The following is a 25,287-nucleotide window of genomic DNA, read 5'->3' as shown; positions in this document are numbered from 1 at the left end:
TGGATCGGCGGGCCGCGAAGGCAACGCTGCCTGGCGCCGCTCAACTGCCCTGCAGCGGCGTCAGCAGGCGCGGGCCGTTGTTGTCGACCATGTACACGCCGCCGGCCGCCAGTGCGTCGGGCGAGAACCCCGCCGCGTCCTCGGCGTCGGCCCACGGCGCACGCTCGCGCGGACCGGGGATGTAGCTGATCCAGCGCCCGTAGCCGCCAGACGTGTTTTCGGTGGGCTGGTCGCGCAGTGCGTAGTCGACCGGGACGCGGACCACCCAGTACGGCGCCGCCACGGCCTTGCCCTCGGTCGGCGCGCGGAAGGTCCACTTGCGCGCCGCCGCCAGCGCGCTCCTGGCGAAGATGTCGCGCAGCTTCTTCATCTCGCTCTCGGAGGCCACGATCCGCAGGTTGACCTGCTCCACCGCCGCATCGGCGACCGTGCCGTCGCGCATCACCTTGAGCAGCAGATACGCCGAGCCCGAGGCGCCGACGCGGTATGCCGCCTCCGGATAGGACGGCGGCGCCATCTGCAGCGACGTCACCGCACTGCGATCGTCGTGGTCGTAGGTGGCGAAGCTGGCATGGCGGATCTCCACCCGATAGGCATCGTCCTGCAGGCGCTTGGCCACGATGCGCAGCGTCATCGGCGCGCGCGCCGGCACCGGCTTCCCCTCGCGCAATACCGGCTCGAACTTCCACTGCTTCGCCGAAGCGCGCACGAAGGCGACCACGCCGCCCGGCAGCTTCTCTTCGCGATCGATGGCCAACGCCGACACCGCGCCGTCGGCCTCGATGTCGATCTTGCCGGTCACCAGCATGCTGCTCTCGGCCTGCTTGCGCACCGCGCCCGGTCCGGTGCCGGCGGCGACCGCGGTGGCCGCCAGCAGCGCCAGCAGCAGGCCGCACCAGCGCCACGTCGAGATTCCGGATAAACGATGCATCGTGCGCTGTCCTTGCATGGATGAGGCGCCGATTACAGCGCAGCCGGCCGACGCGGGCAAGTCAGGCCAGGCGCAGCGACTCCGGATACGGCGGTGCGTCCGGATAGTCGTCCTCGCGCAGCCGCGCCTGCAGATCGCGCCACCACTGCGGGTCGAACAATTCGCCGTGGACGCGCCTGACCGCTTCCAGCGAGGCGGCCGGCAGGCCCATGAACAACGCGAAGCGCTCCGGGAACACGTCGCGCGCGGCGACGTGGAACCAGGGTTCGGCCGACATCGCCTCCTCCTCGTTGCGCGGCTGCGGCCAGTCGCGGAACGTGCAGTCGGTGACCAGGCACAGTTCGTCGTAGTCGTAGAACACCGCGCGGCCCTGGCGCGAGACGCCGAAGTTCTTCAGCAGCATGTCGCCGGGGAAGATGTTGTTGCGCGCCATGTCCTTGATCGCCTGCGCGTAGTCCAGCGCCGCCTCGCGCGCCGCTTCGGCGGTCTGCTCGCGCAGGTACAGGTTCAGCGGGCGCAGCCGGCGTTGCACGTAGCACAGCTCGAAGATCAGGTCCTGGCCGTCCTCGCGCAGGCTGCGCGCGCAGCCCTGCAGCAGTTCGTCGAGCAGCGCCGGGGCGAAGCGCGCGCGCGGGAAGCGCAGCGAACGGTACGGCTGCGCGTCGAGCAGGCGCCCGACCCGGTCCAGGTTGAACACCAGCGCGTACTTGTCCTCGACCTGCTCGCGGCTCATCGTCTTCGGATAGGCGAAGCGGTCGCGGATCAGCTTGAACACCAGCGGGTAGCTGGGCAGGGTGAACACCGCCATGACCATCCCGGGCGTGCCCTCGGCATGCACCAATTGCTCGTTGGGGTGCGCCTGGAAGTGGCGGAAGAAGGTGCGGAAGCGCTCGGTCTTGCCCTGCTTGGCGCGGCCGAGCATGGTGTACAGCTCGTCGATCGGCTTGTGCGGCAACAGGCTGCGCAGGAACACCACCGCATCGCCGACGGTGGGCAGATCGGCCTGGAAGTAGCTGCGCGAGATGCCGAACAGCTGCGCCACGTCGTTGCGCTTGGTCAGCACCGCTTCGGCGCGCAGGCCGTCGGCGTCGTTGACCAGCGCGATCACGCACGGCGAGAAGCGATGCTCGCCGAACACGCGCCCGACTAGGTAGGCGCGGCGCTCGCGGTAGAACACCGTCTCCAGCAATTCGATGCCGCGCACCGGATGCTCGCCCCAGTGCGCCAGGTCGTCTTGCAGGCGCACCGCGATGGCCGCGGCGCAGCGCGTGCGGTGCGCGTACGGCACGTCGAACGGGTAGTCGCCGAGCACGCGCACGAACGCATCCACCGGCCGCGTCTCGGAGACCACGTAGTTGTGCCGCGCCACCGGGTGGGTGATCGCGTCGGTCGGCTCGATGTCCAGCGCCACGAACTCGATCCGCGTGTCCACGCCCTGGGTGCGGAAGAAGCGCCGGGTCAGCGTGTTGTAGAAGGTCTTGTACAGCTCCTGGTCGATCAGCCCGTGCAGTTGCGCGGCGAAGCTGTCGCGCACCTGCGCCCACAGCGCGCGGTCGTGGGTCTGGCCGAGCAGCAGCGTGCGCAGGCGCAGCATGCACTCGCCGATGCACTGGTCGTACAGCGCGATGCGCTCGACCGCGTCGTTGCGCGCGGCGTTCCAGTCGCGGGTCTCGAAGCGGCGGCGGGCGCGGCGGCTGACCTGCGCGAAGCGCGCGTGGTAGTCCTCGAACGCATCGCGGATGGTCCGCGCCACGGCGTCGGCGCGGGGTTGCATGGGCACGGGCGGATCGGGCGCGATGGTCATGGCCGCAGTCTACCCGCGCGCGCGGCGGCGCTTGCCCGTGGCCGGCGCCGCCAGCGCCTGCGTGTGCCGCTGGTGTTCGTCGGCCTGCGCGCGCAGCCAGCCGTGGAACGCCAGGAAACCGCCATGCGTGGCCGAGCGCTGCGGATACACCAGGTAGTGCGACCAGGTCGCCTTCACCTGGTGCGGCGACAGCGACACCAACTGGCCGGCGTCGAGCATCAGCCGCGCGCGGGTGACGCGGCCCAGGGCCACGCCGACGCCATCCAGCGCCGCGCGGTGGTGCGACTCGGAATCGTCGAAGACCGCGACGTAGCGCGCGGGCGGCGTTTCGCCGGCGGCAGCGAACCAGCGCTCCCATTCGCCGTCCGGATCGCCGATCAGCGGCCACTGCGCCAGCGGCACGCGCTTGCGCGCGCCCATCCGCGCGATCAGCGCCGGGCTGGCCATCGGCACCAGCCACTCGTCGAACAGCGGCTCGACCACCAGCCCCGGCCACTGCCCGCCGCCGATTCGCAAGGCCGCATCGATCTGCGGCTGGCGTTCGAAATCGACCAGGCGCTGGTCGGACAGCAGATTGATCTCGATGTGCGGATGCCGCGCCAGGAAATCGCCCAGCCGCGGCACCAGCCAGGCCGAGGCCATCGACGGGGTCAGGCTGATCGTCAGCACGTCGTCGCGGCGTGCGGCGAACGGCTGCAGCGCCTCGCCGATCGCGTCCAGGTGCGGGCCGATGCGTTCGAGCAGGCGCCGGCCGTCGGCAGTCAGCGTCACCCCGCGCGCGTGCCGGTCGAGCAGCCGATAGCCCAGGCGCTGCTCCAGCACGCGCATCTGGTGGCTCAGCGCGCTGACGGTGAGGTGCATCGCGCTCGCCGCACGCGACAGGTTGCCGAGCCGGGCGACGCTGACGAAACCTTGCAGGGCATGCAGCGGTGGACGCGCCATGTTGAATCCAATTCAAGTCTGACTTGCGGAATGGTCGCTTTTTCAAGGCCCAGCTTGCGCCTATCGTCGATTCCACTCAAGCCAGGAGCACCACGATGAGCATCTACAGCGATCTGTTGTTCCACCACGGGCATATCGCCAATGCCGAGCTGGCGCGTTCGCTGGCGGCAGCGCAGGCCGGACCGGCAGGTCCCGGACCGGCAGCACCGGCGCCTGCCGCCGGTGCAGCGCAGGCCGCGCCCGGCGAGCCGGCCCCGGCGGCCTCGCGCGGTCATTCGGCGCTGCTGCGGGCGATGACCGCGCTCTCGCCGTTCCGCTGACCGCCGCGGACGCACGCCCGCGCGGCGCTTACGCGTGACAGCACGCACCGCCGGCCGGTCGCGCGACGGCGCTGCAGCCGCGCTCGGCCGCGCGGCGGATTGCCTCAGGTCAACCGGCGCCGGCGCTCCAGCTCGGCGTCGGTCGGCTGCTCGAATTCGAACGAGCCGGTGACGATGTCGCCGGCGCGGACGTACCGGTTGACGACGACGCCGGACGCGGACGCCGTCGATGCGACCAGTTGGAAGGCGCCGTGGAAGGCGCCGCCGAACAGCCGCTTGCCGGCGCCGAGCACCAGCGGGAAGAACGACACGTTGAGCTCGTCGACCAGGTCGTTGTCGAACAGCGTCTTCAGGAAGTCGGTCGAGCCCTGGGTCAGCAGGTCCGGACCGTCCTCGCGCTTCAGTTGCCGGACCGCGGCAACCGCGTCGGGACGCAGCGCGTGGCTGTTCTGCCAGGTGAGTTCCAGCGCCGGATTGCGGGTCGCGACGTACTTGTTGATCCGGCCGAACATGGGGCCGATCGGATCGTCCGCGCCGACATACGGCCAATGCGCGGCGAAGATGTCGTAGGTCTTGCGCCCGAGCAGCAGGTCGAACGGCCTGGCGAACATCTCGCCCACCGAGCCTTCCAGCGTCGGGTCGAAATACGGGGCGGCCCAGCCGCCGTGCCTGAAACCGCCGATCGGATCCTCGTCCGGCCCGCCCGGGGCCTGCATGACGCCATCGAGGCTGACGAACGCTCCCACAATGATCTTTCTCATCCCGCGCTCCTTCGGTGCGTGGCCACGCTCGGCCGACGTTACCCAATCACGACGTCCCAGGACGCCGCGTCTCGACAAGGACGCACGATGTTTTTCCGGGATTGCGCGGCGCTCGGCACGCCGGTCGCCAGCGGGGACGGGCCGGCATGGCCCGTCCCCGTGGCACGCGTCCGCGTCAGGCCGACAGCGTCGCCAGCGCGGCGTTGAACGTCGCGCTCGGCCGCATCGCCTGGCTGACCCGCTCCAGGTTCGGGCGGTAGTAGCCCTGGATGTCGACCGGCTTGCCCTGCACGCCGTTGAGCTCGGCGACGATCGCGGCCTCGTTCTCGGTCAGTTGCTTGGCCAGCGGCGCGAAGCGTGCCTTCAGCGCGGCATCCTCGTCCTGCGCGGCCAGCGCCTGCGCCCAGTACAGCGCCAGGTAGAAGTGGCTGCCGCGGTTGTCCAGTTCGCCGACCTTGCGCGAGGGCGACTTGTCGTTGTCCAGGAACTGGCCGTTGGCCTGGTCCAGGGTCTTGGCCAGCACGCCGATGCGCGCGTTGCGCTCGCGCTGGCCCAGGTGCTCCAGCGACGCGGCCAGGGCCAGGAACTCGCCCAGCGAATCCCAGCGCAGATAGTTCTCCTCGACGAACTGCTGCACGTGCTTGGGCGCCGAGCCGCCGGCGCCGGTCTCGAACAGGCCGCCGCCGGCCATCAGCGGCACGATCGACAGCATCTTGGCGCTGGTGCCCAGCTCCATGATCGGGAACAGGTCGGTGAGGTAGTCGCGCAGCACGTTGCCGGTGACCGAGATGGTGTCCTGGCCCTGGCGGATGCGCTGCAGCGAGAACGCGGTCGCCTCCACCGGCGACAGGATGCGGATGTCCAGGCCGTTCGTGTCGTGGTCCTGCAGGTAGCGCTCCACCTTCTGGATCATCAGCGCATCGTGCGCGCGCTGCGGGTCCAGCCAGAACACCGCCGGGGTGTCGCTCAGGCGCGCGCGGCTGACCGCCAGCTTGACCCAGTCCTGGATCGGCGCGTCCTTGACCTGGCACATGCGCCAGATGTCGCCGGCCTCGACCGGATGCTCGAGCAGCACCTTGCCGCCGGCATCGCTGACCCGCACCGTGCCGGCGGCGGCGATCTGGAAGGTCTTGTCGTGCGAACCGTATTCCTCGGCCTTCTGCGCCATCAGGCCGACGTTGGGCACGCTGCCCATCGTCGCCGGATCGAAGGCGCCGTGCTGCTTGCAGTCGTCGATCACCGCCTGGTAGACGCCGGCATAGCAACGGTCCGGGATCACCGCCTTGGTGTCCTGCAGCTTGCCCTCGGCGTTCCACATCTTGCCCGAGTCGCGGATCATCGCCGGCATCGACGCATCGACGATCACGTCGCTGGGCACGTGCAGGTTGGTGATGCCCTTGTCGGAATTGACCATCGCCAGCGCCGGGCGCTGCGCGTACACCGCCTGCAGGTCGGCCTCGATCTGCTGGCGCTGCGCGTCCGGCAGCGTGGCGATGCGCGCGTACAGGTCGCCGATGCCGTTGTTCGGGTCGAAGCCGACCTGCTTCAGCGCATCGGCATGCTTGTCCAGCACGTCCTGGTAGAACGCGCCGACCACCACGCCGAACATGATCGGGTCGGAGACCTTCATCATCGTCGCCTTCAGGTGCAGCGAGAACAGCACGCCCTGCTGCTTGGCATCAGCGATCTGCGCCTGCACGAAGCCGCTCAGCGCGCGCTTGCTCATCACCGCCGCGTCGACGATCTCGCCGGCCTGCACCGCGGTCTTCTCCTTCAGCACGGTGGTGGTGCCGTCGTTGCCGACCAGTTCGATCTTGAGGTTGCCCGCCTGCTCGATCAGCACCGAACGCTCGCTGCCGTAGAAATCGCCGGCGTCCATGTGCGCCACGTGCGACTTGGAGTCCGCGCTCCACGCGCCCATGCGGTGCGGGTGCTTGCGCGCGTAGTTCTTCACCGACAGCGGCGCGCGGCGGTCGGAATTGCCTTCGCGCAGCACCGGGTTGACCGCGCTGCCCTTGACCCGGTCGTAGCGGGCCTTGGCTTCCTTCTGCTTGTCGTCCTGCGGCTCGTCCAGGTAGTCCGGCAGCGCGTAGCCCTGCTGCTGCAGTTCCTTGATCGCGGCCTTGAGCTGCGGCACCGAGGCGCTGATGTTGGGCAGCTTGATGATGTTGGCCTCCGGCGTGGTCGCCAGCTGGCCCAGTTCGGCCAGGTCGTCGGCGATGCGCTGGTCCTCGCGCAGGTATTCGGGGAACTGCGAGATCAGCCGGCCGGCCAGCGAGATGTCGCGGGTTTCCACGGCGATGCCGGCGGTCCCGGCGAAGGCGGCGACGATCGGCAGCAGCGACTGCGTCGCCAGGTACGGGGCTTCGTCGGTGAGCGTGTACAGGATCTTGGGCGTATTCGACATGAGTGACGTAGGCTCTCTTGCGATTCGGGAAGGACGCGTTGCCGCGAAAAGGCTGCGGGTGGCACGGCGCGGGCGGCGTGCGCAGCACAGCGCTTTCGACGCAGGAAACCCCGCGACGGCGATGGCATGACGGCCGCCGATTGTCGCGTTTTCCGCGGGCCGGAGAAAGCGTTTGCATGGAACGGTGGAGACTGTCGGCGTCGAACAACCCGTCTGCGCGCACTGCGTGCGGCGCGACGCGGCCGCGATGGCTTGCGTTGGCTCGTGGGACAAACTTCGCCATCGCTTGCGGCGCAAGGCGTGCGCCTTCCCTGCGCATGCGTATGGATGCGCGGTGCGGCGCGGTAGATGCGGCGACATTCGCAGCGCGCAAGCGGGAAGCCATTCGCCGGCGCATGGTGCCGCCGGCGCGTGGCCTCACGCTGCGCAGCGCGGCGTGCGATCGAGCGCGGCCGCCCTGTGAATCCTGCAAAGCGGCAGTGCCTGGGCACCGTGCCGGTGCATCGGCGACCGCAAACAAAAAAGGGCGCAGCCTCGCGGCTGCGCCCAGCGTACCGCGCCGGCCGGGAGAGAGACGGCGGGCGCGATCCGTGACTGCGTTGCTTACCTGTGCGCGAGGCGCATCACTTGACCTCGAATTCCTGCGGCGTGCCGGCGGCCTGGCCGTTCACGGTGACTTCGGCCTTGTACTTGCCGGCCGGCCAGCCCTTGCCGTTGGTGAATTCGAAATTCGTGGTTTCCGCGCCGGCGGTGGTCAGAGTTTCGGTGCGCTCGCCGGCGGTCTGGCCGTCCTGGAACAGCAGCTTGGCGCCGACGCTGGTGTTGGTGGAGGAGCCTTCGGTCTTCACCGAGACGATGATCTTGTCCTTGCTGCCGAGCGTGGTCAGCGGCGCCACCGCCTTGTCGGCGCCGGCGGTGTTGCCCACGGTCACCGCGGACACCGTCACCGTGCCGGCGTTCGCCGCGGCGGGCGCGGTCTGCTCGGGCGTCTTGGCGGTATCGGCCGGGCCCGGCATGCTCTCGGTCGGTGCGGACGAGGTCGGATCCGGGGTCGCGTTCTGGCTCTGGTCCTGCTTCTTGCAGCCGGCCAAGGCCAGGGTGCCGACCAGGGCCAGCAGCAGCGGCGAGGTCAACGTCTTCGAATGGATCTTCATGTAAGTGGTGCTCCTTGGAAGGAATGGCGGAGGGCGAATGCGTCCGGCGAAGGCCCGCGCTAGGCGCGGGCGGGCAGCTTCAGCGTCTGGCCCGGATAGATCTTGTCCGGGTCGTCGAGCACGTCGCGGTTGGCTTCGAAGATGCGGGTCCAGGCGTTGCCGTCGCCGTAGTGCAGCTTGGCGATCTTGGACAACGAGTCGCCCTGCTTGACCACGTAGACCTGCTGCACCTGTTCGGCCGTGGTGTCCACGTGCGACTGCACGGCGGAGAAATCGGCCTTCGGGGTGACGTCCGCCGTGGTGTCCACCTTGGCGGTGACTGCCGAGAAATCGGCGCGCTTATCGCTGTTCATCGCGTGTGGTTCCGTGCATGGATGGAATGCGGCCACGGTTGCACAGGATTTGTTAAAAGCGGATCGCGCAGCCGTGAACGGCGCCGGCGCTATTCAGCCTTTCGCTACTGGCGCGGGTCGCGATGGAAGGCGATCGGCTCGGCCACGTCGGGCGTGGCCCGCCAGGGATTGATGTCCAGGCCGCCGCGGCGGGTGTAGCGCGCCTCGACCTGCAGCGACTGCGGCCGGCAGCAGGTCAGCAGGTCGTGGAAGATCTGCTCCACGCACTGCTCGTGGAAGCCGGCGTGCTCGCGGAAGCTGACGATGTAGCGCAGCAGGCCTTCGCGGTCGATGCGGCCGCCGCGGTAGCGCACGCTCAGCGTGGCCCAGTCCGGCTGGCCGGTGACCGGGCAGTTGGACTTGAGCAGCGCGCTGCTCAGCGTCTCCTCGACGATGTCGTCGGCCGCGGCAAGCAGGAACTGCGGGCGCGGCGGGCCATAGCAGTCGATGGCGATGTCCAGCGCGTCCAGCGACTCGCCGTCGCCGAGCGGGTCCACCGGCGGCAGGCCGAACTCCATGGTCACGTCGGCGCCGGCGCGCGCCGACAGGTCGGTGACGATGCAGGCGCGCACCGCCTCGGCGCTGTTGAAGCGCATCGCGTTGAGCGAGTTGAGGTAGAGCTTGAGCGACTTGGATTCGATCAGCTGCGGCGAGGTGCACGGCACCTGCAAGGTGGCGGTGGCCACGCAGGGCTTGCCGTGCGCGTCCAGCCAGCCCAGCTCGTAGGCATGCCAGCGGTCGAGGCCGAAGAACGGCAGCGGCGCGGCGTCCAGGCCGATCTCGGCTCGGCCGCCAGCGCGCGGGATCGGGAACAGCAGCGCGGGATCGTACTGCGAGGGATAGGCGACCTCGCGGCCGAGACTGGAATCCTGGGGGGTGTTCATGCCCCAAGTCTAACGGGCGCGATCTGGCTGGCAGGTGTATGGGGCCGGGATCGGGGAGTCGGGATTGGGGATTGGCAAAGGCGGCGCCGCGCGCGCTGCGCCCTGGCCACTCCATCCGACTCCAGAAGTGCCGGGGGTGCGCTATCTCCGCCCAGGACAACCGCTTTCACGAATCCCCAATCCCCAATCCCCAATCACCGCTTCACCCCCAGATAGTCCAACGACACCTGCAGCAGCGCGCGCAGGCCGACGTCCAGCGCCGATTCGTCGAGCAGGAACTGCGGCGAGTGGTTGCTCGGCGCGGTCGCCGGGTCGATGCCGGGGCCGGTGGCGCCGACGAAGAAGAACAGCGACGGCACCTGCTGCGCGTAGAACGAGAAGTCTTCGGCGCCCATCTGCAGCGGCGGTTCGTAGACGTTGCCGGCGCCGACCACCGCCTGCAGGCTGGGCAGCATCTTCGCGGTCAGCGCCGGGTCGTTGACCGTGGCCGGGTTGCCGTCCTGGTCGGGCACGTGCGCCTCGGCCCTGGCCCCGTGCGCGGCGGCGGTGTGCTCGGCGACGGTCTTCAGGTCGGCGAAGATCTGCTGGCGCATGCCCTCGTCGAAGGTGCGGATGGTGCCGACCATCTCCACGTCGTCGGGAATGATGTTGTAGCGGATGCCGCCCTTGATCGCGCCGAAGCTGAGCACCGCCGGCTGCTTGGAGATGTTGGCGCGGCGGCTGACCACGGTCTGCGCCGCGCCGATCAGGTCGGCGCTGGCGACGATCGGGTCGATGCCGTTCCATGGCGCCGAGCCGTGGGTCTGGCGGCCGGTGACCTTGATGCTGAAACGGTCCGAGGCGGCCATCAGCGGACCGCCGCGCACCGCGATCTTGCCCGCCTGCACGCTGGAGAACACGTGCAGGCCGAACATCGCCTCGGGCTTGAAGTCGCGGAACAGGCCTTCCTTGAGCATCAGCGAGGCGCCGCCCTCCTCGTTGCCCGGCGCACCTTCCTCGGAGGGCTGGAACACCAGCATCACCTCGCCCGGCAGTTGCGCGCGCATCGCCACCAGCGCTTCGGCCACGCCCAGCAGGATGCTGGTGTGGGCGTCGTGGCCGCAGGCGTGCATGACCCCGACGGTCTCGCCGCGGTACTCGCCGGTGGCCTTGGAGGCGAACGGCAGGCCGGTCTGCTCGGTCACCGGCAGCGCGTCCATGTCCGCGCGCAGGGCGATCTTCGGGCCCGGCAGCGCGCCCTTGATGATCGCCACCACGCCGTGGTGGGCGATCCCGGTCTGCGGCTTCAGGCCCAGCGCGCGCAGCCGCTCGGCGACCTTGGCCGCGGTGCGCTGCTCGCGGTTGGACAGCTCCGGGTGCTGGTGGAAATCGCGCCGCCAGTCGACCACCTTGGCCTGCAGCTTGGCGGCGGCGGCCGTCACCTCCGGGCGTTCGGCGGACTGGGCGCAGGCCAGGGCGGGGACGGCGAGCAGCATCGCGGACAGCAGGCGGGACAGGCGCGGCATGGACGATCTCCGGTGGGTTGCGTGCGGGGGCGTTCAGTCAATGTATTGCATTGGCGGCGCGCATACATCGGCCAATGCCCGGCCGCGGCGAAAAAACCCTTAGGAATCCGTGTCAACCGAGACCGCGCCGGTGCGTTGCCGTTGCCAGCGACCGTTGCCGCCGACGTGCGCGCCCATCCCTTCAGTCATGGTCCAATCGCAGTGCGCCGGCGATATGCTTCACCGCTTGTCGCACCAGCCACTGCGGGAGGGTCCCCCGCCCCGCCTCGCCACAGGAGTTCCCCCGGATGTCGCGTTTCTGGAAGATTGCGCTGCTGATCGTCGCAGCGGTGCTCCTCGTGGCCGTGGGCGCGCACTTCCTGCGCGGCGGCCCTGCTCATCGCCCGGGCGGTGCAGGCATGGCCGACGATGCCGACGACACCGCGCCGGTGCCGGTCACCGTGGTCGCCGCCAGCAGCCAGGCGGTGCCGATCTACGCCACCGCCAACGGCACGGTGACCGCGCTCAACACGGTCACCATCAATCCGCAGGTCGGCGGCCAGCTGATGAGCCTGAACTTCCGCGAGGGCCAGGAAGTGAAGAAGGGCGACCTGCTGGCGCAGATCGACCCGCGCTCGCTGCAGGCCAGCTACGACCAGGCCGCGGCGAGCAAGCGCCAGAACCAGGCGTTGCTGGCGACCGCCCGCTCCACCTTCCAGCGCTCCGATTCGCCGGCCTACCGCCAGTACGTGGCCAAGACCGACCTGGACACGCAGCGCAACCAAGTGGCGCAGTACGAGGCGGCGGTGTCGGCCAACGACGCGCAGATGCGCGCGGCGCAGGTGCAGCTGCAGTACACCCGCATCCTCGCCCCGATCGACGGCATCACCGGCCTGCGCGGCGTGGACGTGGGCAACATCGTCAGCACCAGCAGCAGCATCGTCACCATCACCCAGATCCATCCGATCTACGTGGTGTTCAACCTGGCCGAGCGCGAGCTGCAGGGCCTGCGCGAGGCGCAGGCGGCCGGCCCGCTGACGGTGGCGGCGCTGGACCGCACCGATGCGCACGTGATCGCCGGCGACGGCCGGGTCGACGTGGTCGACAACCAGATCAGCAGCGACACCGGCACCTTCAAGGTCCGCGCCGAGTTCCCCAATGGCGACAACGCGCTGTGGCCGGGCCAGTTCGTCAACGTGCGGCTGACCCTGCGCACCCTGGCCAACGGCGTGGTGGTGCCGACCCAGGCAGTGCAGCGCGGCCCCGACGGCGACTACGTGTACGTGGTGCAGGCCGACAACACGGTCAAGATGCAGACGGTCAAGCAGGGCGTGGAAGTGGGCGACAGCCAGGTGCAGCTAGTGCAGGGCCTGAAGGCCGGCGAGCGGGTGGTCACCGAAGGCCAGTTCCGGCTCAAGCCGGGCGCCAAGGTCACCGCGCTGAAGCCGGGCCAGGCGCCGCCGCAGCCGACCGAGGCCGAACTGAAGGCGGCCGAGCACAAGCAGCAGCGCAAGGACGGCGGCGGCCGTCGCGGCGGCGGACCGCGCTGAGCCACGGCACGGGGCCTGGCGCCCCGCGTCCGCTTGCGCCGCACACGCGGCGCCCTAGCGCCGGCCGCGGGCAGCGCGCCGCTCGACCCGCCGCAGATCGACCGCTTCCTCCCGACTTCCGAGCAAGGACACCCCCGTGGGCTTTTCGACGATCTTCATCCGCCGCCCGATCGCCACCACCTTGCTGATGGCCGGCGTGCTGCTGCTCGGCATCCTCGGCTACCGGCAGCTGCCGGTGTCGGCGCTGCCGGAGATCGACGCGCCCAGCCTGGTGGTGACCACGCAGTACCCCGGCGCCAACGCCAGCACCATGGCCTCGCTGGTGACCACGCCGCTGGAGCGGCAGCTGGGCCAGATCTCCGGGCTGCAGATGATGACCTCCGACTCGTCGGCGGGGCTGTCCACGATCATCCTGCAGTTCGCGATGGACCGCGACATCGACATCGCCGCGCAGGACGTGCAGGCGGCGATCCGCCAGTCCACCCTGCCCTCCTCGCTGCCCTACCAGCCGGTCTACAACCGGGTGAACCCGGCCGATGCGGCGATCCTCACCCTCAAGCTCAGCTCCGATACGCTGCCGCTGCGCGAGGTCAACAACTACGCCGACTCGATCCTGGCCCAGCGCCTGTCGCAGGTGCCCGGCGTGGGCCTGGTGTCGATCGCCGGCAACGTGCGCCCGGCGGTGCGCATCCAGGTCAACCCGGCGCAGCTGTCGAACATGGGCCTGACCATGGAGGCGCTGCGCAGCGCGCTGACCGAGACCAACGTCAACGCGCCGAAGGGGTCGCTCAACGGCAAGACCCAGTCCTACAGCATCGGCACCAACGACCAGCTGTCCAGCGCCGCCGACTACCGCGACACCATCATCAGCTACAAGAACGGCGCGCCGGTGCGGCTGTCGGACGTGGCGCAGGTGGTGGACGGGGTGGAGAACGACCAGCTCGCCGCCTGGGCCGACGGCAAGCCGGCGGTGCTGCTGGAGGTGCGCCGCCAGCCCGGCGCCAACATCGTGCAGACGGTGGAGCAGATCCGCGCGATCCTGCCGCAGCTGCAGGCGGTGCTGCCCAGCGGCGTGCGCCTGGACGTGTTCTCCGACCGCACCGAGACCATCCGCGCCTCGGTGCACGAGGTCAAGTTCACCCTGATCCTGACCATCGGCCTGGTGGTGGCGGTGATCTTCGTGTTCCTGCGCCGCTTGTGGGCCACCATCATCCCGTCGGTGGCGGTGCCGCTGTCGCTGGCCGGCACCTTCGCGGTGATGGCCTTCGCCGGCATGTCGCTGGACAACCTGTCGCTGATGGCGCTGGTGGTGGCCACCGGCTTCGTGGTCGACGATGCGATCGTGATGATCGAGAACATCGTGCGCTACATCGAGCATGGCAAGAGCGGGCCGGAGGCGGCGGAGATCGGCGCCAAGCAGATCGGCTTCACCGTGCTGTCGCTGACCGTGTCGCTGGTGGCGGTGTTCCTGCCGCTGCTGCTGATGCCGGGCGTGACCGGGCGCCTGTTCCACGAGTTCGCCTGGGTGCTGTCGATCGCGGTGGTGATCTCGATGCTGGTGTCGCTGACGCTGACGCCGATGATGTGCGCCTACCTGCTCAAGCCCGACGCGCTGCCCGAAGGCGAGGACGCGCACGAGCGCGCCGCGGCGGCCGGCAAGACCACCGTGTGGACGCGCACCGTGGCGCTGTACGAGCGCACCCTGGACTGGGTGCTCGGGCACCAGCCGCTGACCCTGGCGATCGCGCTGGCGACGATGGTGCTGACCGTGGTGCTGTACGTGGTGATCCCCAAGGGCCTGCTGCCCGAGCAGGACACCGGGCTGATCACCGGCGTGGTCCAGGCCGACCAGAACGTGGCGTTCCCGCAGATGCAGCAGCGCACCCAGGCGGTGGCCGAGGCGCTGCGCCGCGACCCGGCGGTGACCGGCGTGGCCGCGTTCATCGGCGCCGGCTCGATGAATCCCACCCTCAACCAGGGCCAGCTGAGCATCGTGCTGAAGACCCGCGGCGACCGCGACGGCCTGGACGAGGTGCTGCCGCGGCTGCAGAAGGCCGTGGCCGGGCTGCCGGGCGTGGCGCTGTACCTGAAGCCGGTGCAGGACGTGACCCTGGACACGCGCGTGGCCGCGACCGAGTACCAGTACTCGCTGTCGGACGTGGACAGCGCCGAACTGGCGACCCAGGCCACGCGCCTGACCGAGGCGCTGCGCAAGCGCCCGGAACTGGCCGACGTGGACAACAACCTGGCCAACCAGGGCCGCGCGCTGGAACTGAGCGTGGACCGCGACAAGGCCAGCGCGCTCGGGGTGCCGATGCAGACCATCGACGACACCCTGTACGACGCCTTCGGCCAGCGCCAGATCTCCACCATCTTCACCCAGCTCAACCAGTACCGCGTGGTGCTGGAAGTGGCGCCGCAGTTCCGCACCAGCACCGCGCTGCTGCACCAGCTGGCGGTGGCCAGCAACGGCAGCGGCGCGCTGACCGCCAGCAACGCCACCAACTTCGGCCAGACCACCTCCAGCAACTCCTCCACCGCCACCGGCATCGGCAACCAGAACACCGGCATCACCGTCGGCGGCGGCGGCACCGTGCCGCTGTCCGCACTGGCGCAGGCCAAGCTGACCACCACGCCGCTGGTGGTCAGCCACCAGCAGCAGCTGCCGGCGGTGACGGTGTCGTTCAACCTGGCGCCGGGCTATTCGCTGTCGCAGGCGGTGGCGGCGATCGAGGAGACCAACGAACAGCTGCAACTGCCGCCGCAGCTGCATGCCGAGTTCATCGGCAAGGCCGCCGAGTACACCGGCAGCCAGACCGACATCGTGTGGCTGCTGCTGGCCTCGGTGGTGCTGATCTACATCGTGCTCGGCGTGCTCTACGAGAGCTACATCCATCCGCTGACGATCATCTCCACGCTGCCGCCGGCCGGGGTCGGCGCGCTGCTGGCGCTGATGCTGTGCGGGCTGAGCCTGTCGGTGGACGGCATCGTCGGCATCGTGCTGCTGATCGGCATCGTCAAGAAGAACGCGATCATGATGATCGACTTCGCGATCGACGCGCGCCGCGAGGGCGCCGACGCGCACGACGCGATCCGCCGCGCCTGCCTGCTGCGCTTCCGCCCGATCATGATGACCACCGCCGCGGCGATGCTCGGCGCGCTGCCGCTGGCGCTGGGCGACGGCATCGGCTCGGAACTGCGGCGGCCGCTGGGCATCGCCATCGTCGGCGGCCTGCTGCTGTCGCAGCTGGTCACGCTGTACACCACGCCGGTGATCTACCTGTACATGGAGCGCGCCTCCGAGCGGTTGCGCGCGTGGCGCGAACGCCGCGCGGCGCGGCGCGGTGCGGCGGCGGAGCGGCTGGCATGAGGGCCGGGGAATCGAGAATCGGGAATCGGGACCCGCACGGCGTTCGCGACCTGCGCTGCGCCACGACGCCTGACCGTTCGCGCGCGCGAGCGATGCGCAAGCGCCCTGCTTTCCGAATCCCCAATCCCCACTCCCCCATCCCGGCCCCATGAACCTCTCCGGCCCCTTCATCCGCCGCCCGATCGGCACCGCGCTGCTGGCCATCGGCCTGTTCGTGATCGGCATGATGTGCTACCTGCGCCTGGGCGTGGCGGCGCTGCCGAACATCTCGATCCCGGTGATCTTCGTGCAGGCCAGCCAGGCCGGCGCCGATGCCTCGACCATGGCCGCCACGGTCACCGCGCCGCTGGAGCGGCACCTGGGCCAGCTGCCCGGCATCGACACCATGCGCTCCTCCAGTTCGGAGGGGAACAGCCAGGTGTTCATGGTGTTCCAGAGCGACCGCGACATCGACTCGGCCGCGCAGGACGTGCAGACCGCGATCAACGCCGCGCAGGCGGACCTGCCTTCGGGCCTGTCCACGCCGCGCTACCAGAAGGCCAATCCCAACGACGATCCGGTCATCGCCATCGCGCTGACCTCGGACACGCAGTCGGCCGACGAGCTGTACAACGTCGCCGATTCGCTGCTGGCGCAGCGCCTGCGCCAGATCACCGGCGTGGCCTCGGTCGACATCGGCGGCGCGTCCACGCCGGCGGTGCGGGTGGATGTGAACCTGCGCGCGCTCAACGCGATGGGGCTGACCCCGGACGACCTGCGCAACGCGGTGCGCGCGGCCAACGTGACCTCGCCCACCGGCTTCCTCAGCGACGGCAGTTCCACCACTGCGATCGTCGCCAACGATTCGGTGGCCAAGGCCGCCGACTTCGGCCAGCTGGTGATCTCGCAGCAGGACGGCCGCACCGTGCGCCTGCGCGACGTGGCCAACGTCTACGACGGCCAGCAGGACGCCTACCAGGCGGCCTGGTTCGGCGGCAAGCCGGCGGTGGTGATGTACGTGTTCACCCGCGCCGGCGCCAACATCGTGGAGACGGTGGACCGGGTCAAGGCGCAGATCCCGATGCTGCGCGGCTACCTGCAGCCGGGCACCACCATGTCCGCCTACTTCGACCGCACCCCGACCATCCGCGCCTCGTTGAACGAGGTCCAGGCCACGCTGCTGATCAGCCTGGCGATGGTGGTGCTGACCATGGCGCTGTTCCTGCGCCGGCTGGCGCCGACGCTGATCGCCGCGGCCACCGTGCCGCTGTCGCTGGCCGGCGCGGCGCTGGCGATGTACGTGATGGGCTTCACCCTGAACAACCTGAGCCTGCTGGCGCTGGTGATCGCGATCGGCTTCGTCGTCGACGACGCGATCGTGGTGATCGAGAACATCATGCGCCACCTCGACGAGGGCATGTCGCGGCTGGACGCGGCGCTGGCCGGCGCGCGCGAGATCGGCTTCACCATCGTCTCGATCACCGCCTCGCTGGTGGCGGTGTTCATCCCGCTCCTGTTCGCCAGCGGCATGATCGGCGCGTTCTTCCGCGAGTTCACCGTGACCCTGGTCGCGGCGATCTGCGTCTCGGCGGTGGTGTCGCTGACCCTGACCCCGGCGCTGTGCAGCCGCTTCCTGTCCGCGCATGCCGAACCGGAGCGGCCGAGCCGCTTCGGCGCCTGGCTGGACCGCGTGCACGCCGGCATGCTGCGCGTGTACACCCGCGCGCTGGATTTCTCGCTGCGCCACGCGCTGCTGCTGGCGCTGACCCCGCTGCTGCTGATCGCCGCCACCGTGTTCCTGGCCGGCGCGGTGAAGAAGGGCTCGTTCCCGGCGCAGGACACCGGCCTGATCTGGGGCCGCGCCAGTTCCAGCGCCACCGTGTCCTTCGCCGACATGGTCAACCGCCAGCGCCGCATCACCGACATGCTGATGTCCGACCCGGCGGTGAAGATCGTCGGCGCGCGCCTGGGCAGCGGCCGCCAGGGTTCCAGCGCCAGCTTCAACATCGAGCTCAAGCGCCGCGACGAAGGCCGCACCGAAACCACCGCGCAGGTGCTGTCGCGGCTCAGCGCCAAGGCCGACCGCTACCCGGACCTGCAGCTGCGCCTGCGCGCGATCCAGGACCTGCCCAGCGACGGCGGCGGCGGCACCAGCCAGGGCGCGCAGTACCGCGTCTCGCTGCAGGGCAACGACAACGCGCAGCTGCAGGAGTGGCTGCCCAAGCTGCAGGCGGCGCTGAAACAGAACCCGAAGCTGCGCGACGTCGGCACCGACGTGGACACCGCCGGCCTGCGCCAGAACATCGTCATCAACCGCGCCCAGGCCGCGCGCCTGGGCGTGTCGATCGGCGCGATCGACGGCGCGCTGTACGGCGCGTTCGGCCAGCGCCAGATCTCCACCATCTATTCGGACCTCAACCAGTACAGCGTGGTGGTCAATGCGCTGCCCGACCAGACCGCCACGCCGGCGGCGCTGGACCGGATCTACGTGCCCACCCGCAGCGGCGCGATGGTGCCGCTCACCGCGGTGGCGCACCAGGTGCCGGGGCTGGCGCCGCCGCAGATCACCCATCAGAACCAGTACACGACGATGGACCTGAGCTACAACCTGGCGCCCGGGGTGAGCACCGGCGAAGGCGACGCGATCATCAAGGCCACCGTCGATGGCCTGCGCATGCCCGGCGACATCCGCATCGCCGACGGCGGCGGCTTCGGCGTGCAGCTGCAGCCCAATTCCATGCTGGTGCTGGTGCTGGCGGCGATCGTGGTGGTGTACATCGTGCTGGGCATGCTCTACGAGAGCCTGGTGCACCCGGTGACGATCCTGTCCACGCTGCCGGCCGCGGGCATGGGCGCGCTGCTGGCGCTGTGGGCCACCGGCACCGAGCTGTCGGTGATCTCGATGATCGCGCTGGTGCTGCTGATCGGCATCGTCAAGAAGAACGCGATCATGATGATCGACTTCGCCGTGGTCGCCGAGCGCGAACACGGCAAGTCGCCGCTGGACGCGGTGCGCGAGGCCTGCGTGGTGCGCTTCCGCCCGATCATGATGACCACGATGGTGGCGATCCTGGCCGCGGTGCCGCTGGCGGTGGGGCTGGGCGAAGGGTCGGAACTGCGCCGCCCGCTGGGCATCGCGATGATCGGCGGGTTGCTGATCTCGCAGAGCCTGACCCTGCTCAGCACCCCGGCGCTGTACGTGATCTTCTCCTGCCTGCGCGAACGCTGGCGGGCGCGCCGTGCACGGCGGCGCGAACGGCGCCTGGCGCGCGCCGCGGTGCAGCCGGCGGCATCGCACTAGCCGGGCCGCGAGGGATCAGCGCCGTACCCTCACCCACCCCCCTCTCCCGAGGGAAGAGGGGCTCAAGCACCTCAGCCCTGCAGGGCTTCCAGCGAGGCGCGTTCGATGCCGGCGTAGATCGCGAACTCGTCGTGCACCGGCGCGCCCAGGGCCTGCTCGAACGCGGCGCGGTTGGCGTGCGCGGCATAGGCGCGTTGCTCGCCGCCGCCGAGGTTGGACTGGAAGATGCCGGCGGCGCTGACCGGCAGGAAATCCTCGTAGACGATCGGGTCGGCGCTGGCCAGGCCATCGGCGATCAGCGCTTCGGCGGGCTTGCCGGCCACTGCCGCGGCGCCGGCGGCGCGGCCGGCGTCGGTCAGCGCGTAGCGGAAATAGCCCAGGCCTTCGCGGCGCAGCGTGGCGTAGTCGTCAGGGAAATCGGCGAACGCGGCCTGCAGGCGCGCCTCGTAGTCGCCGCCGGCACTGCCCTCGGCGGCGCGTGCGCGCTCCAGCAACGCGTCGTACAGCGCGCGGCCCTTCGCGGTCAGAGCCAGCCCGCGCTGTTCGATCTCGCCGAAGCGCGCGGTGTGGGTGCCGGCCTCGGCGGCGCCGTCGCCGGCCGGGAAGCGCACGGTTTCCTCCAACGCCTTGAAGCTGGTCTGGCGCAGCAGGATCGGGCAGCGCCGGCGCGGCGGGCCTTCGATCACCGCCTTGGCGTCGATGCCCCGGCGCAGCATCTCCGCCTGCGCCGCATCGATGTCCAGCGTGCGCGGGGTCAGGTGGTTGATGTGCGGGCCGTGGAAACTGACCACGTCGGCGATCAGCTTGTGCGCGTCGCTCAGCGCGCGATAGGTCGGCAGCGGCACGGTCGCATCGCCGTGCCAGCGGAAGGTCTCCAGCGCCTCGGCGACGAAGCGCTGCGCATCGGCCTCGCCCAGGCCGCCGTCGCGTTCGCAGCGCTCGATCAGCTGCAGCACGCCATCGGTGAAGATGCGCCGCTGCGCCAGGATCTGCGCCGCCTGCGCGCGCAGCGCCGGATCCTCGATCAGCTCCAGCCGCAGCAGCGAGGTGAACACCCGGAACGGATTGCGCGCCAGCGCCGCCGCGTCGAGCGGACGGAACGCGGTGGAATGCACCGGCACGCCGGCCACCGACAGGTCGTAGTAGCCGACCGGATGCATGCCCATCACCGCGAACAGCCGGCGCAGCGTGGCCAGCTCCGCGGCGCTGCCGACACGGATCGCGCCATGCCGTTCCTGATCCAGCCGCGCGCGCTCGTCGTTGCGCTGCAGCTGCGCGTCCAGCGCCGGATCGGCCGCCAATGTCGCCGCGTTGACCTGCGCCACCAGCTCCATCAGCGTGCCGTACAGCGGCACCTCGGTGCGGTACATGTCGGACATGGCCTGCGCGAACAGGCTGCGGATGGCATCGGGCGAAACGAAGGCAGTGGTCATCGGGCGGTCCGGAGCGGGGTGGCGCCGGGCGACAGGTCCGGCAGAACGCCTATTCTCGCGCCGCGGCGGCGGCGCGGCCAGTCGTGCGGGGATTGCAGCATGTTGGCCAGCATCCTGGACGGAGTGCGGCACGCCCGCTGCGGAAGCCCAGGCGAGGTACTGGATCGGAAATTGGGCCACGGGGCGGTATCGGAGCGGGAACGGCAGTCTGGCAGCGGCCATACCACTTGCCAGACTGACCGCAGCCCTGTGGGAGCGACCTAGCTGCAACGCGGCGAACTCGGCACACACTGGCCGCAACGCCCCTGGGGGAGTGACTTCCAAGACCGAACGCGGCGCAGGCTGGATGCGCAAGTAACGCGAGATGCTGGATCGGAAGTCGATCCGGGACGGTATCGGAGCAAGCACAGTGGTGGCCGCTCGGCCATTGCCGCTCACGGACCGGCCGCAGCCCCTGTGGGAGCGACTTCAGTCGCGACGCGGTGAACTCGGCACATACCTGGGCCGGGCCGACGGTCCCGAATGGCATGGGAACCTGTGGCTTCGGTGTTCGCTCGTCGCGACTGAAGTCGCTCCCACAGGGACCATAGGGACCACAGGGACTTCGCTGGAGTGCCGGCGCGGCCAGCATCCAGGCAGCCGCCGCGTCACTTACGCCCCGCCAGGAGTTCCTCGCGGCGTCGCCACCTACTGCGCCGCCGCCTGGTCGCGCTGCGCGCGGTCGCCGAGTTGGCGGCGCAGCAGCGCGTCCAGCACGATCGGGCGATCCCAATGGTCGTAGCTGGCGACGATGGCGTGGCGCAGCGCGCGGTAGGTCAGCGAGCCCGGTTCGACCTGCAGCGCGTTCGCCACGTCGGCCCAGCTCGCCGCCGGGCCAGCCGCCGCGCGCGCGCGCACCACGTCGCGGTACGGCAGCCCCGCGGCCTTGGCCAGGAAGCAGGCGAAGTAGATGTCGCGCGGCGGCCAGCGGCGTTCGCGCAGCAGCGCCTCGGCGTAACCGCGCGGCAGCTGCGCGTAGCGCGCCACCTCGTCGAGGAAGCTGTCCGGGTAGCGCGCGGCGTAGCGGTCGATGTCCAGCAACTGCCGGTCGATCCAGGCGTCGCCGCTGCCGGGCGCGTCGGCATTCGCGGCGGCGGCGGCCGGCGCCGGCGCGTCCTGGGCCATGGCCATGCCCGCCACGCACAGCGCCAGCGGCAGGATCAGACAGGCGGAGCGCAGGCGCAGGAGCATGCGCCGATTCTGCCGGATGCCGGCAGCGCTGTCAGGGGCTCGCGGTCGTCATGAGGCCGCCACATCCGTCAATCTGGTGCAGCGCGTGGCCGCCGCCCAGCCCATGCGCATTGAATGGAAGATCGGCGCCGACGATGTGGGCCACTACGGCGAGAAGGAATCGGAGCTGACGGTCCGACGCCGCTGCCAGGGTCGAAGTCGCCATGGAAGTCGCCGTGCCCGCCGCTCTGGCGGAACGCCTGGCGTGCGCTCGGCGCAAGATCTCCCTGGATGGAGGATCGGCGCCGACGGCCGTTACGACGAAAACGGACTGGACCGGCGGTCGAGAAGCCGGCCCGATTTCCTGAGCCTGATGGCCAACCGTTCGGGCGGTATCACGGCGGGTGGCGACCCAGCGACACCCTGCTCGACGAGCGGCGCAGGCCACCGCCACAGCCCAAGGCGCGGCATCCGATACCGCGCGAGTCACCTGCTTTTTGCGCTACCTGCCGACTGCGCCAGCCGGCGCTGCCGCAAGCGAGTGCCGACAACCCACCGCGCCGCTGAGTCGACGACGCAGCGCGCTCGGCAGCGATCCGCTGCCGGGACGGCTGCGGTGAGCGCCTTCACGCCTGCGGCAAGCCTCGCTGCGCCGCCGCATGCCGGTTCAGTTCGGCCACCGCCTGCGGCCAGTCCGCGGCCATCGCCACCTCGCGCAGGCGCGGCTCGTCGGCGGACAGCCCATGCTCGGCCTCGTGCGCCCAGGTGGTGGCATAGGGCGTGTGGATGCCCCAGCCGCCGAGCGCGATCACCGGCTCCACGTCCGAGCGCAGCGAGTTGCCGATCATCACGAAGCGCTCGGCGCCGATGCCGAATTCGGCCAGCACCTTGGCGTAGGTCTTCGGATCCTTCTCCGAGACGATCTCGATGCGCGGGAACAGCGCGCCGAGCCCGGACTGTTCGATCTTCGCCTCCTGGTGGAACAGATCGCCCTTGGTGATCAGCACCACCTCGAAGTCGGCGGCGATCGCGGCCACCGCCTCGCGCACGCCGGCGATCACCTCCACCGGATGCTGCAGCGTGGCGCGGCCGATCTCGACGATGCGCTGCACATCGCGCGCGGAGATGCGCGCTTCGGTCAGCTCGATCGCCGCCTCGATCATCGACAGGGTCATGCCCTTGGCGCCGTAGCCGAACACCTTCAGGTTGCGCCGCTCCACCGCCAGCAGATGCTGCAACGTGCCGGCGTCGCGCAGGTCCAGGTACTGGCCGAGGATGGCTTCGAACGCGGCTTCGGCGTCGCGATAGTAGTCCTCGCTTTTCCACAAGGTGTCGTCGCCGTCGAAGCCGACCAGGGCGATGGCGGAGGAGCGCAGGGCGGTAGGCGTAGGCATTACACAAGCATAGCAGCGGCGCTCATTGCGCCGCAGGGTCGCCAGGGCCGGGTTGGTAGTGCGCGTACTCCTCGCGCGACAACGCGCCATCGGCATCGGCATCGAACGTGTCGAAGGTTTCGCGCAGGACCGGGTCCGCCGCGGCCTCGGCGCGGCCGATGCGGCCGTCGCGGTCCAGGTCCAGCGCGGCGAAACTGCGCGCGCCGGCCACGGCGCCGGCATCGCTGGCGGGCGCGGCCGGCACCGGCAAGGTCGACGCCGGCGGCGCCGGCAATGGCGGCAGCGGAGCCTCCGATGGATCGGGCGCGGGCATCGGCACGGGCAACGGCAACGCGGGCGCGGCGGGTTCCTGCTGCGGCGCGGCCACGCCAACCGCGGCGAGGCTGGTCAACAGCGGCGCCAGGCACAGGCGCAGCGAACGGCGGAAAAGGGCCATGGCGGCCTCCTCGGTCGGCGGACCGCTACCCTACACCGTGTGCGCGGCGGACGATCGCGCGCTCGTTTCTGGCAAGGACATACAGCAGAAGGGCGGCCCCAGGGCCGCCCTTCCTCGCGCATGTGGCTCACGCATGCGCCTCGTTCGAATCGGCGCGACGACCGCAGTCGCCTGCAGTCATCGGCCAGGCCGGGATGCGCGCTCGTCTGCGCGCATCCCGCCTTGGCGCTTCACGGTTCCGACGCCTGCGTTACTTGCCGTTGCTGCCGGCGCCGCCCTGCTGCTTGGCCACGTAGGCCTTGTATTCGTCCGGCGTCAGCTTGTCGTTGTGGTCCGCGTCGGCCTGCGAAAAGATCTGGCTGAGACCTGCGTTGACCTGCGCCTCCTGCTTGCTGATGGCGCCATCGCTGTCGGTATCGACGTCCGCCCAGGTCTGGCCGCCGCCCGAGGCGCTGGACTGTGCGGGCTGGCCGGTCGCGCTCGCGTTGGTGGCCGGCGCCTGGGCGGCGGCATCGCTCTGCGCGTCCTGGGCGAAGGCCGGCAGGGCCAGTGCGGCGGCGAGGATGGCGGCGGTACCGATCAGCGGGGTGCGGTTGCGAATGTTCATGGGTGGTCTCCTGTGCTCTCTCGGTTGTGGCATGCCCGGTCGAATCCGGTGCATGGCCACACCGTGCCGGTGCCAGGCTGAATCCATTCCAGTACGAAAAACCCCGGCAAACGCTTCGTTAACCACCGCGTGGCAAACACCCGTTACCGCCTTGGTTAGTGCCGGGTGAGCGAGGAGTAAGCCGCGCGTTCGAGATGTTTGGCGGTTGGAAAAAAACCGTGTTTTTCACGCGGATTCGGGGCCGCTGTCGCCGGAATCTTCGTTTGAACGCGAACTGAACGCGACCCATGCCGCGGCCACGCCCGCGAGCGCGCCGGACACTTCCAGCACCACGCGCGTGCCCAGTTCGTTCGGATCGTGGATGCTGGCCAGCGCCAGCCGCGCGTACAACGGCGACTCCAGGCGCACGATGCCGGTGTAGAACAGGTTCCAGCAATCGATCCCGGCGGACGCGGCGACCGCGATCAGGCACGACCAGCCCAGCGCATGGCCCTCGGACCATTGCAGCCAGCGGCACAGGCGGTGCCACAGCGCATAGATCAGGAATCCGACCACGAGCGCGATCAGCCCGGCTTCGAGCGAGCCCAGCAGGCCGAAGTGCAGCGGCAGGTTCATGCGGTGCGTCCGTGTGGAAAGCGCCAGTCTAGGCGGTGTTGCTGGCGATGTGCGGGCGCATGCGTGCTGGGCGGAGCGCGGAGACGACGGGATGAAGCGGATTGGACGCTGAGCGACGTCGCCGCCATGCCGCGCGCCGCGCTGCCAAGCTTCGTTCAGCCCTGGCGATCGCGATCAGCAATCTGGTCGAGGCGCTGATAGAGGAGCGGTTGCAGCTCAGTCCGTTGCAGCGCCCTACCGCTTAGTCAGCGCGAGCATCGGGAGCCGGCAGGCCAAAGGCTCATCGATCCGCTTTTGCAAATCCCAATCCCCAC

Annotated in this window: 19 protein-coding genes; 4 read left to right on the top strand and 15 right to left on the bottom strand. The window is 70.0% G+C overall.

Features of this window, described 5'->3' with window-relative positions:
* Positions 1–40: 40 nt before the first annotated feature.
* The 3 genes from OCJ37_RS02645 to OCJ37_RS02635 form a co-directional block, all read right to left on the bottom strand.
* Positions 41–931 carry an energy transducer TonB gene (locus OCJ37_RS02645; protein ID WP_263112166.1) on the bottom strand — a complete coding sequence of 297 codons (891 nt, stop codon included), beginning with the start codon at positions 929–931 and terminating at the stop codon, positions 41–43.
* Positions 932–992: 61 nt separating this feature from the next.
* Positions 993–2,735 (bottom strand): bifunctional isocitrate dehydrogenase kinase/phosphatase, encoded by a 1,743-nt coding sequence (aceK, locus tag OCJ37_RS02640; protein WP_263112165.1) that lies wholly within the window; start codon positions 2,733–2,735, stop codon positions 993–995.
* Positions 2,736–2,744: 9 nt separating this feature from the next.
* Positions 2,745–3,677 carry a LysR substrate-binding domain-containing protein gene (locus OCJ37_RS02635; protein WP_263112164.1) on the bottom strand — a complete coding sequence of 311 codons (933 nt, stop codon included), beginning with the start codon at positions 3,675–3,677 and terminating at the stop codon, positions 2,745–2,747.
* Between the two features lie 95 nt (positions 3,678–3,772).
* On the opposite strand from OCJ37_RS02635, the gene OCJ37_RS02630 reads away from it, so the two are divergent.
* The gene (locus OCJ37_RS02630; RefSeq protein ID WP_263112163.1) at positions 3,773–3,997 is read left to right on the top strand and encodes a hypothetical protein; all 225 of its coding nucleotides are present in this window, start codon (positions 3,773–3,775) and stop codon (positions 3,995–3,997) included.
* A gap of 104 nt (positions 3,998–4,101) precedes the next feature.
* Here the strand turns inward: OCJ37_RS02630 and OCJ37_RS02625 are convergent, their stop codons facing one another.
* From OCJ37_RS02625 to OCJ37_RS02600, 6 genes are all read right to left on the bottom strand, one after another.
* Complete coding sequence (locus OCJ37_RS02625) at positions 4,102–4,758, bottom strand: dihydrofolate reductase family protein (protein WP_263112162.1); 657 nt, start codon at positions 4,756–4,758, stop codon at positions 4,102–4,104.
* A gap of 175 nt (positions 4,759–4,933) precedes the next feature.
* Positions 4,934–7,165, bottom strand: coding sequence for an NADP-dependent isocitrate dehydrogenase (locus tag OCJ37_RS02620; RefSeq protein WP_263112161.1), 2,232 nt, complete (start codon positions 7,163–7,165; stop codon positions 4,934–4,936).
* A gap of 623 nt (positions 7,166–7,788) precedes the next feature.
* A complete protein-coding gene (locus tag OCJ37_RS02615; protein WP_263112160.1) occupies positions 7,789–8,319 on the bottom strand; it encodes a hypothetical protein in 531 nt (176 codons plus the stop codon).
* 59 nt (positions 8,320–8,378) lie between these two features.
* Complete coding sequence (locus OCJ37_RS02610) at positions 8,379–8,672, bottom strand: LysM peptidoglycan-binding domain-containing protein (protein WP_263112159.1); 294 nt, start codon at positions 8,670–8,672, stop codon at positions 8,379–8,381.
* 104 nt (positions 8,673–8,776) lie between these two features.
* Positions 8,777–9,595: an NADPH-dependent 7-cyano-7-deazaguanine reductase QueF gene (queF, locus tag OCJ37_RS02605; RefSeq protein ID WP_263112158.1), complete on the bottom strand. Its 819-nt coding sequence runs from the start codon at positions 9,593–9,595 to the stop codon at positions 8,777–8,779.
* 194 nt (positions 9,596–9,789) lie between these two features.
* Complete coding sequence (locus tag OCJ37_RS02600) at positions 9,790–11,100, bottom strand: M20 family metallopeptidase (RefSeq protein WP_263112157.1); 1,311 nt, start codon at positions 11,098–11,100, stop codon at positions 9,790–9,792.
* A gap of 287 nt (positions 11,101–11,387) precedes the next feature.
* On the opposite strand from OCJ37_RS02600, the gene OCJ37_RS02595 reads away from it, so the two are divergent.
* From OCJ37_RS02595 to OCJ37_RS02585, 3 genes are all read left to right on the top strand, one after another.
* Positions 11,388–12,629: an efflux RND transporter periplasmic adaptor subunit gene (locus OCJ37_RS02595; protein ID WP_263112156.1), complete on the top strand. Its 1,242-nt coding sequence runs from the start codon at positions 11,388–11,390 to the stop codon at positions 12,627–12,629.
* A gap of 136 nt (positions 12,630–12,765) precedes the next feature.
* Positions 12,766–15,999, top strand: coding sequence for an efflux RND transporter permease subunit (locus tag OCJ37_RS02590; RefSeq protein ID WP_263112155.1), 3,234 nt, complete (start codon positions 12,766–12,768; stop codon positions 15,997–15,999).
* A 148-nt stretch (positions 16,000–16,147) separates the two neighbouring features.
* A complete protein-coding gene (locus OCJ37_RS02585) occupies positions 16,148–19,279 on the top strand; it encodes an efflux RND transporter permease subunit (RefSeq protein WP_263112154.1) in 3,132 nt (1,043 codons plus the stop codon).
* A 71-nt stretch (positions 19,280–19,350) separates the two neighbouring features.
* Here OCJ37_RS02585 and OCJ37_RS02580 read toward each other — a convergent pair whose 3' ends face one another.
* The 6 genes from OCJ37_RS02580 to OCJ37_RS02555 all read right to left on the bottom strand — a co-directional run bounded on the left by OCJ37_RS02580 (position 19,351) and on the right by OCJ37_RS02555 (position 24,973).
* Positions 19,351–20,712, bottom strand: a complete 1,362-nt coding sequence (locus OCJ37_RS02580; protein WP_263112153.1) for a 2-oxoadipate dioxygenase/decarboxylase HglS — start codon at positions 20,710–20,712, stop codon at positions 19,351–19,353.
* A gap of 687 nt (positions 20,713–21,399) precedes the next feature.
* Positions 21,400–21,942 (bottom strand): hypothetical protein, encoded by a 543-nt coding sequence (locus tag OCJ37_RS02575; RefSeq protein ID WP_263112152.1) that lies wholly within the window; start codon positions 21,940–21,942, stop codon positions 21,400–21,402.
* 605 nt (positions 21,943–22,547) lie between these two features.
* Positions 22,548–23,315, bottom strand: a complete 768-nt coding sequence (locus OCJ37_RS02570) for an HAD family hydrolase (RefSeq protein WP_263112151.1) — start codon at positions 23,313–23,315, stop codon at positions 22,548–22,550.
* Positions 23,316–23,337: 22 nt separating this feature from the next.
* A complete protein-coding gene (locus tag OCJ37_RS02565; protein ID WP_263112150.1) occupies positions 23,338–23,751 on the bottom strand; it encodes an EF-hand domain-containing protein in 414 nt (137 codons plus the stop codon).
* Positions 23,752–24,001: 250 nt separating this feature from the next.
* Entirely contained in the window at positions 24,002–24,358 is a 357-nt protein-coding gene (locus OCJ37_RS02560) for an EF-hand domain-containing protein (protein ID WP_263112149.1), read from the bottom strand.
* A 225-nt stretch (positions 24,359–24,583) separates the two neighbouring features.
* Positions 24,584–24,973: a hypothetical protein gene (locus tag OCJ37_RS02555; RefSeq protein ID WP_263112148.1), complete on the bottom strand. Its 390-nt coding sequence runs from the start codon at positions 24,971–24,973 to the stop codon at positions 24,584–24,586.
* Positions 24,974–25,287: the final 314 nt, after the last annotated feature.

Origin of the sequence: Xanthomonas sp. AM6, from assembly GCF_025665335.1 — a bacterium.
Classification (GTDB): Bacteria; Pseudomonadota; Gammaproteobacteria; order Xanthomonadales; family Xanthomonadaceae; genus Xanthomonas_A.
Note: the sequence above shows the minus strand (reverse complement) of the source record. Positions and strands in the feature narration are given on the sequence as shown.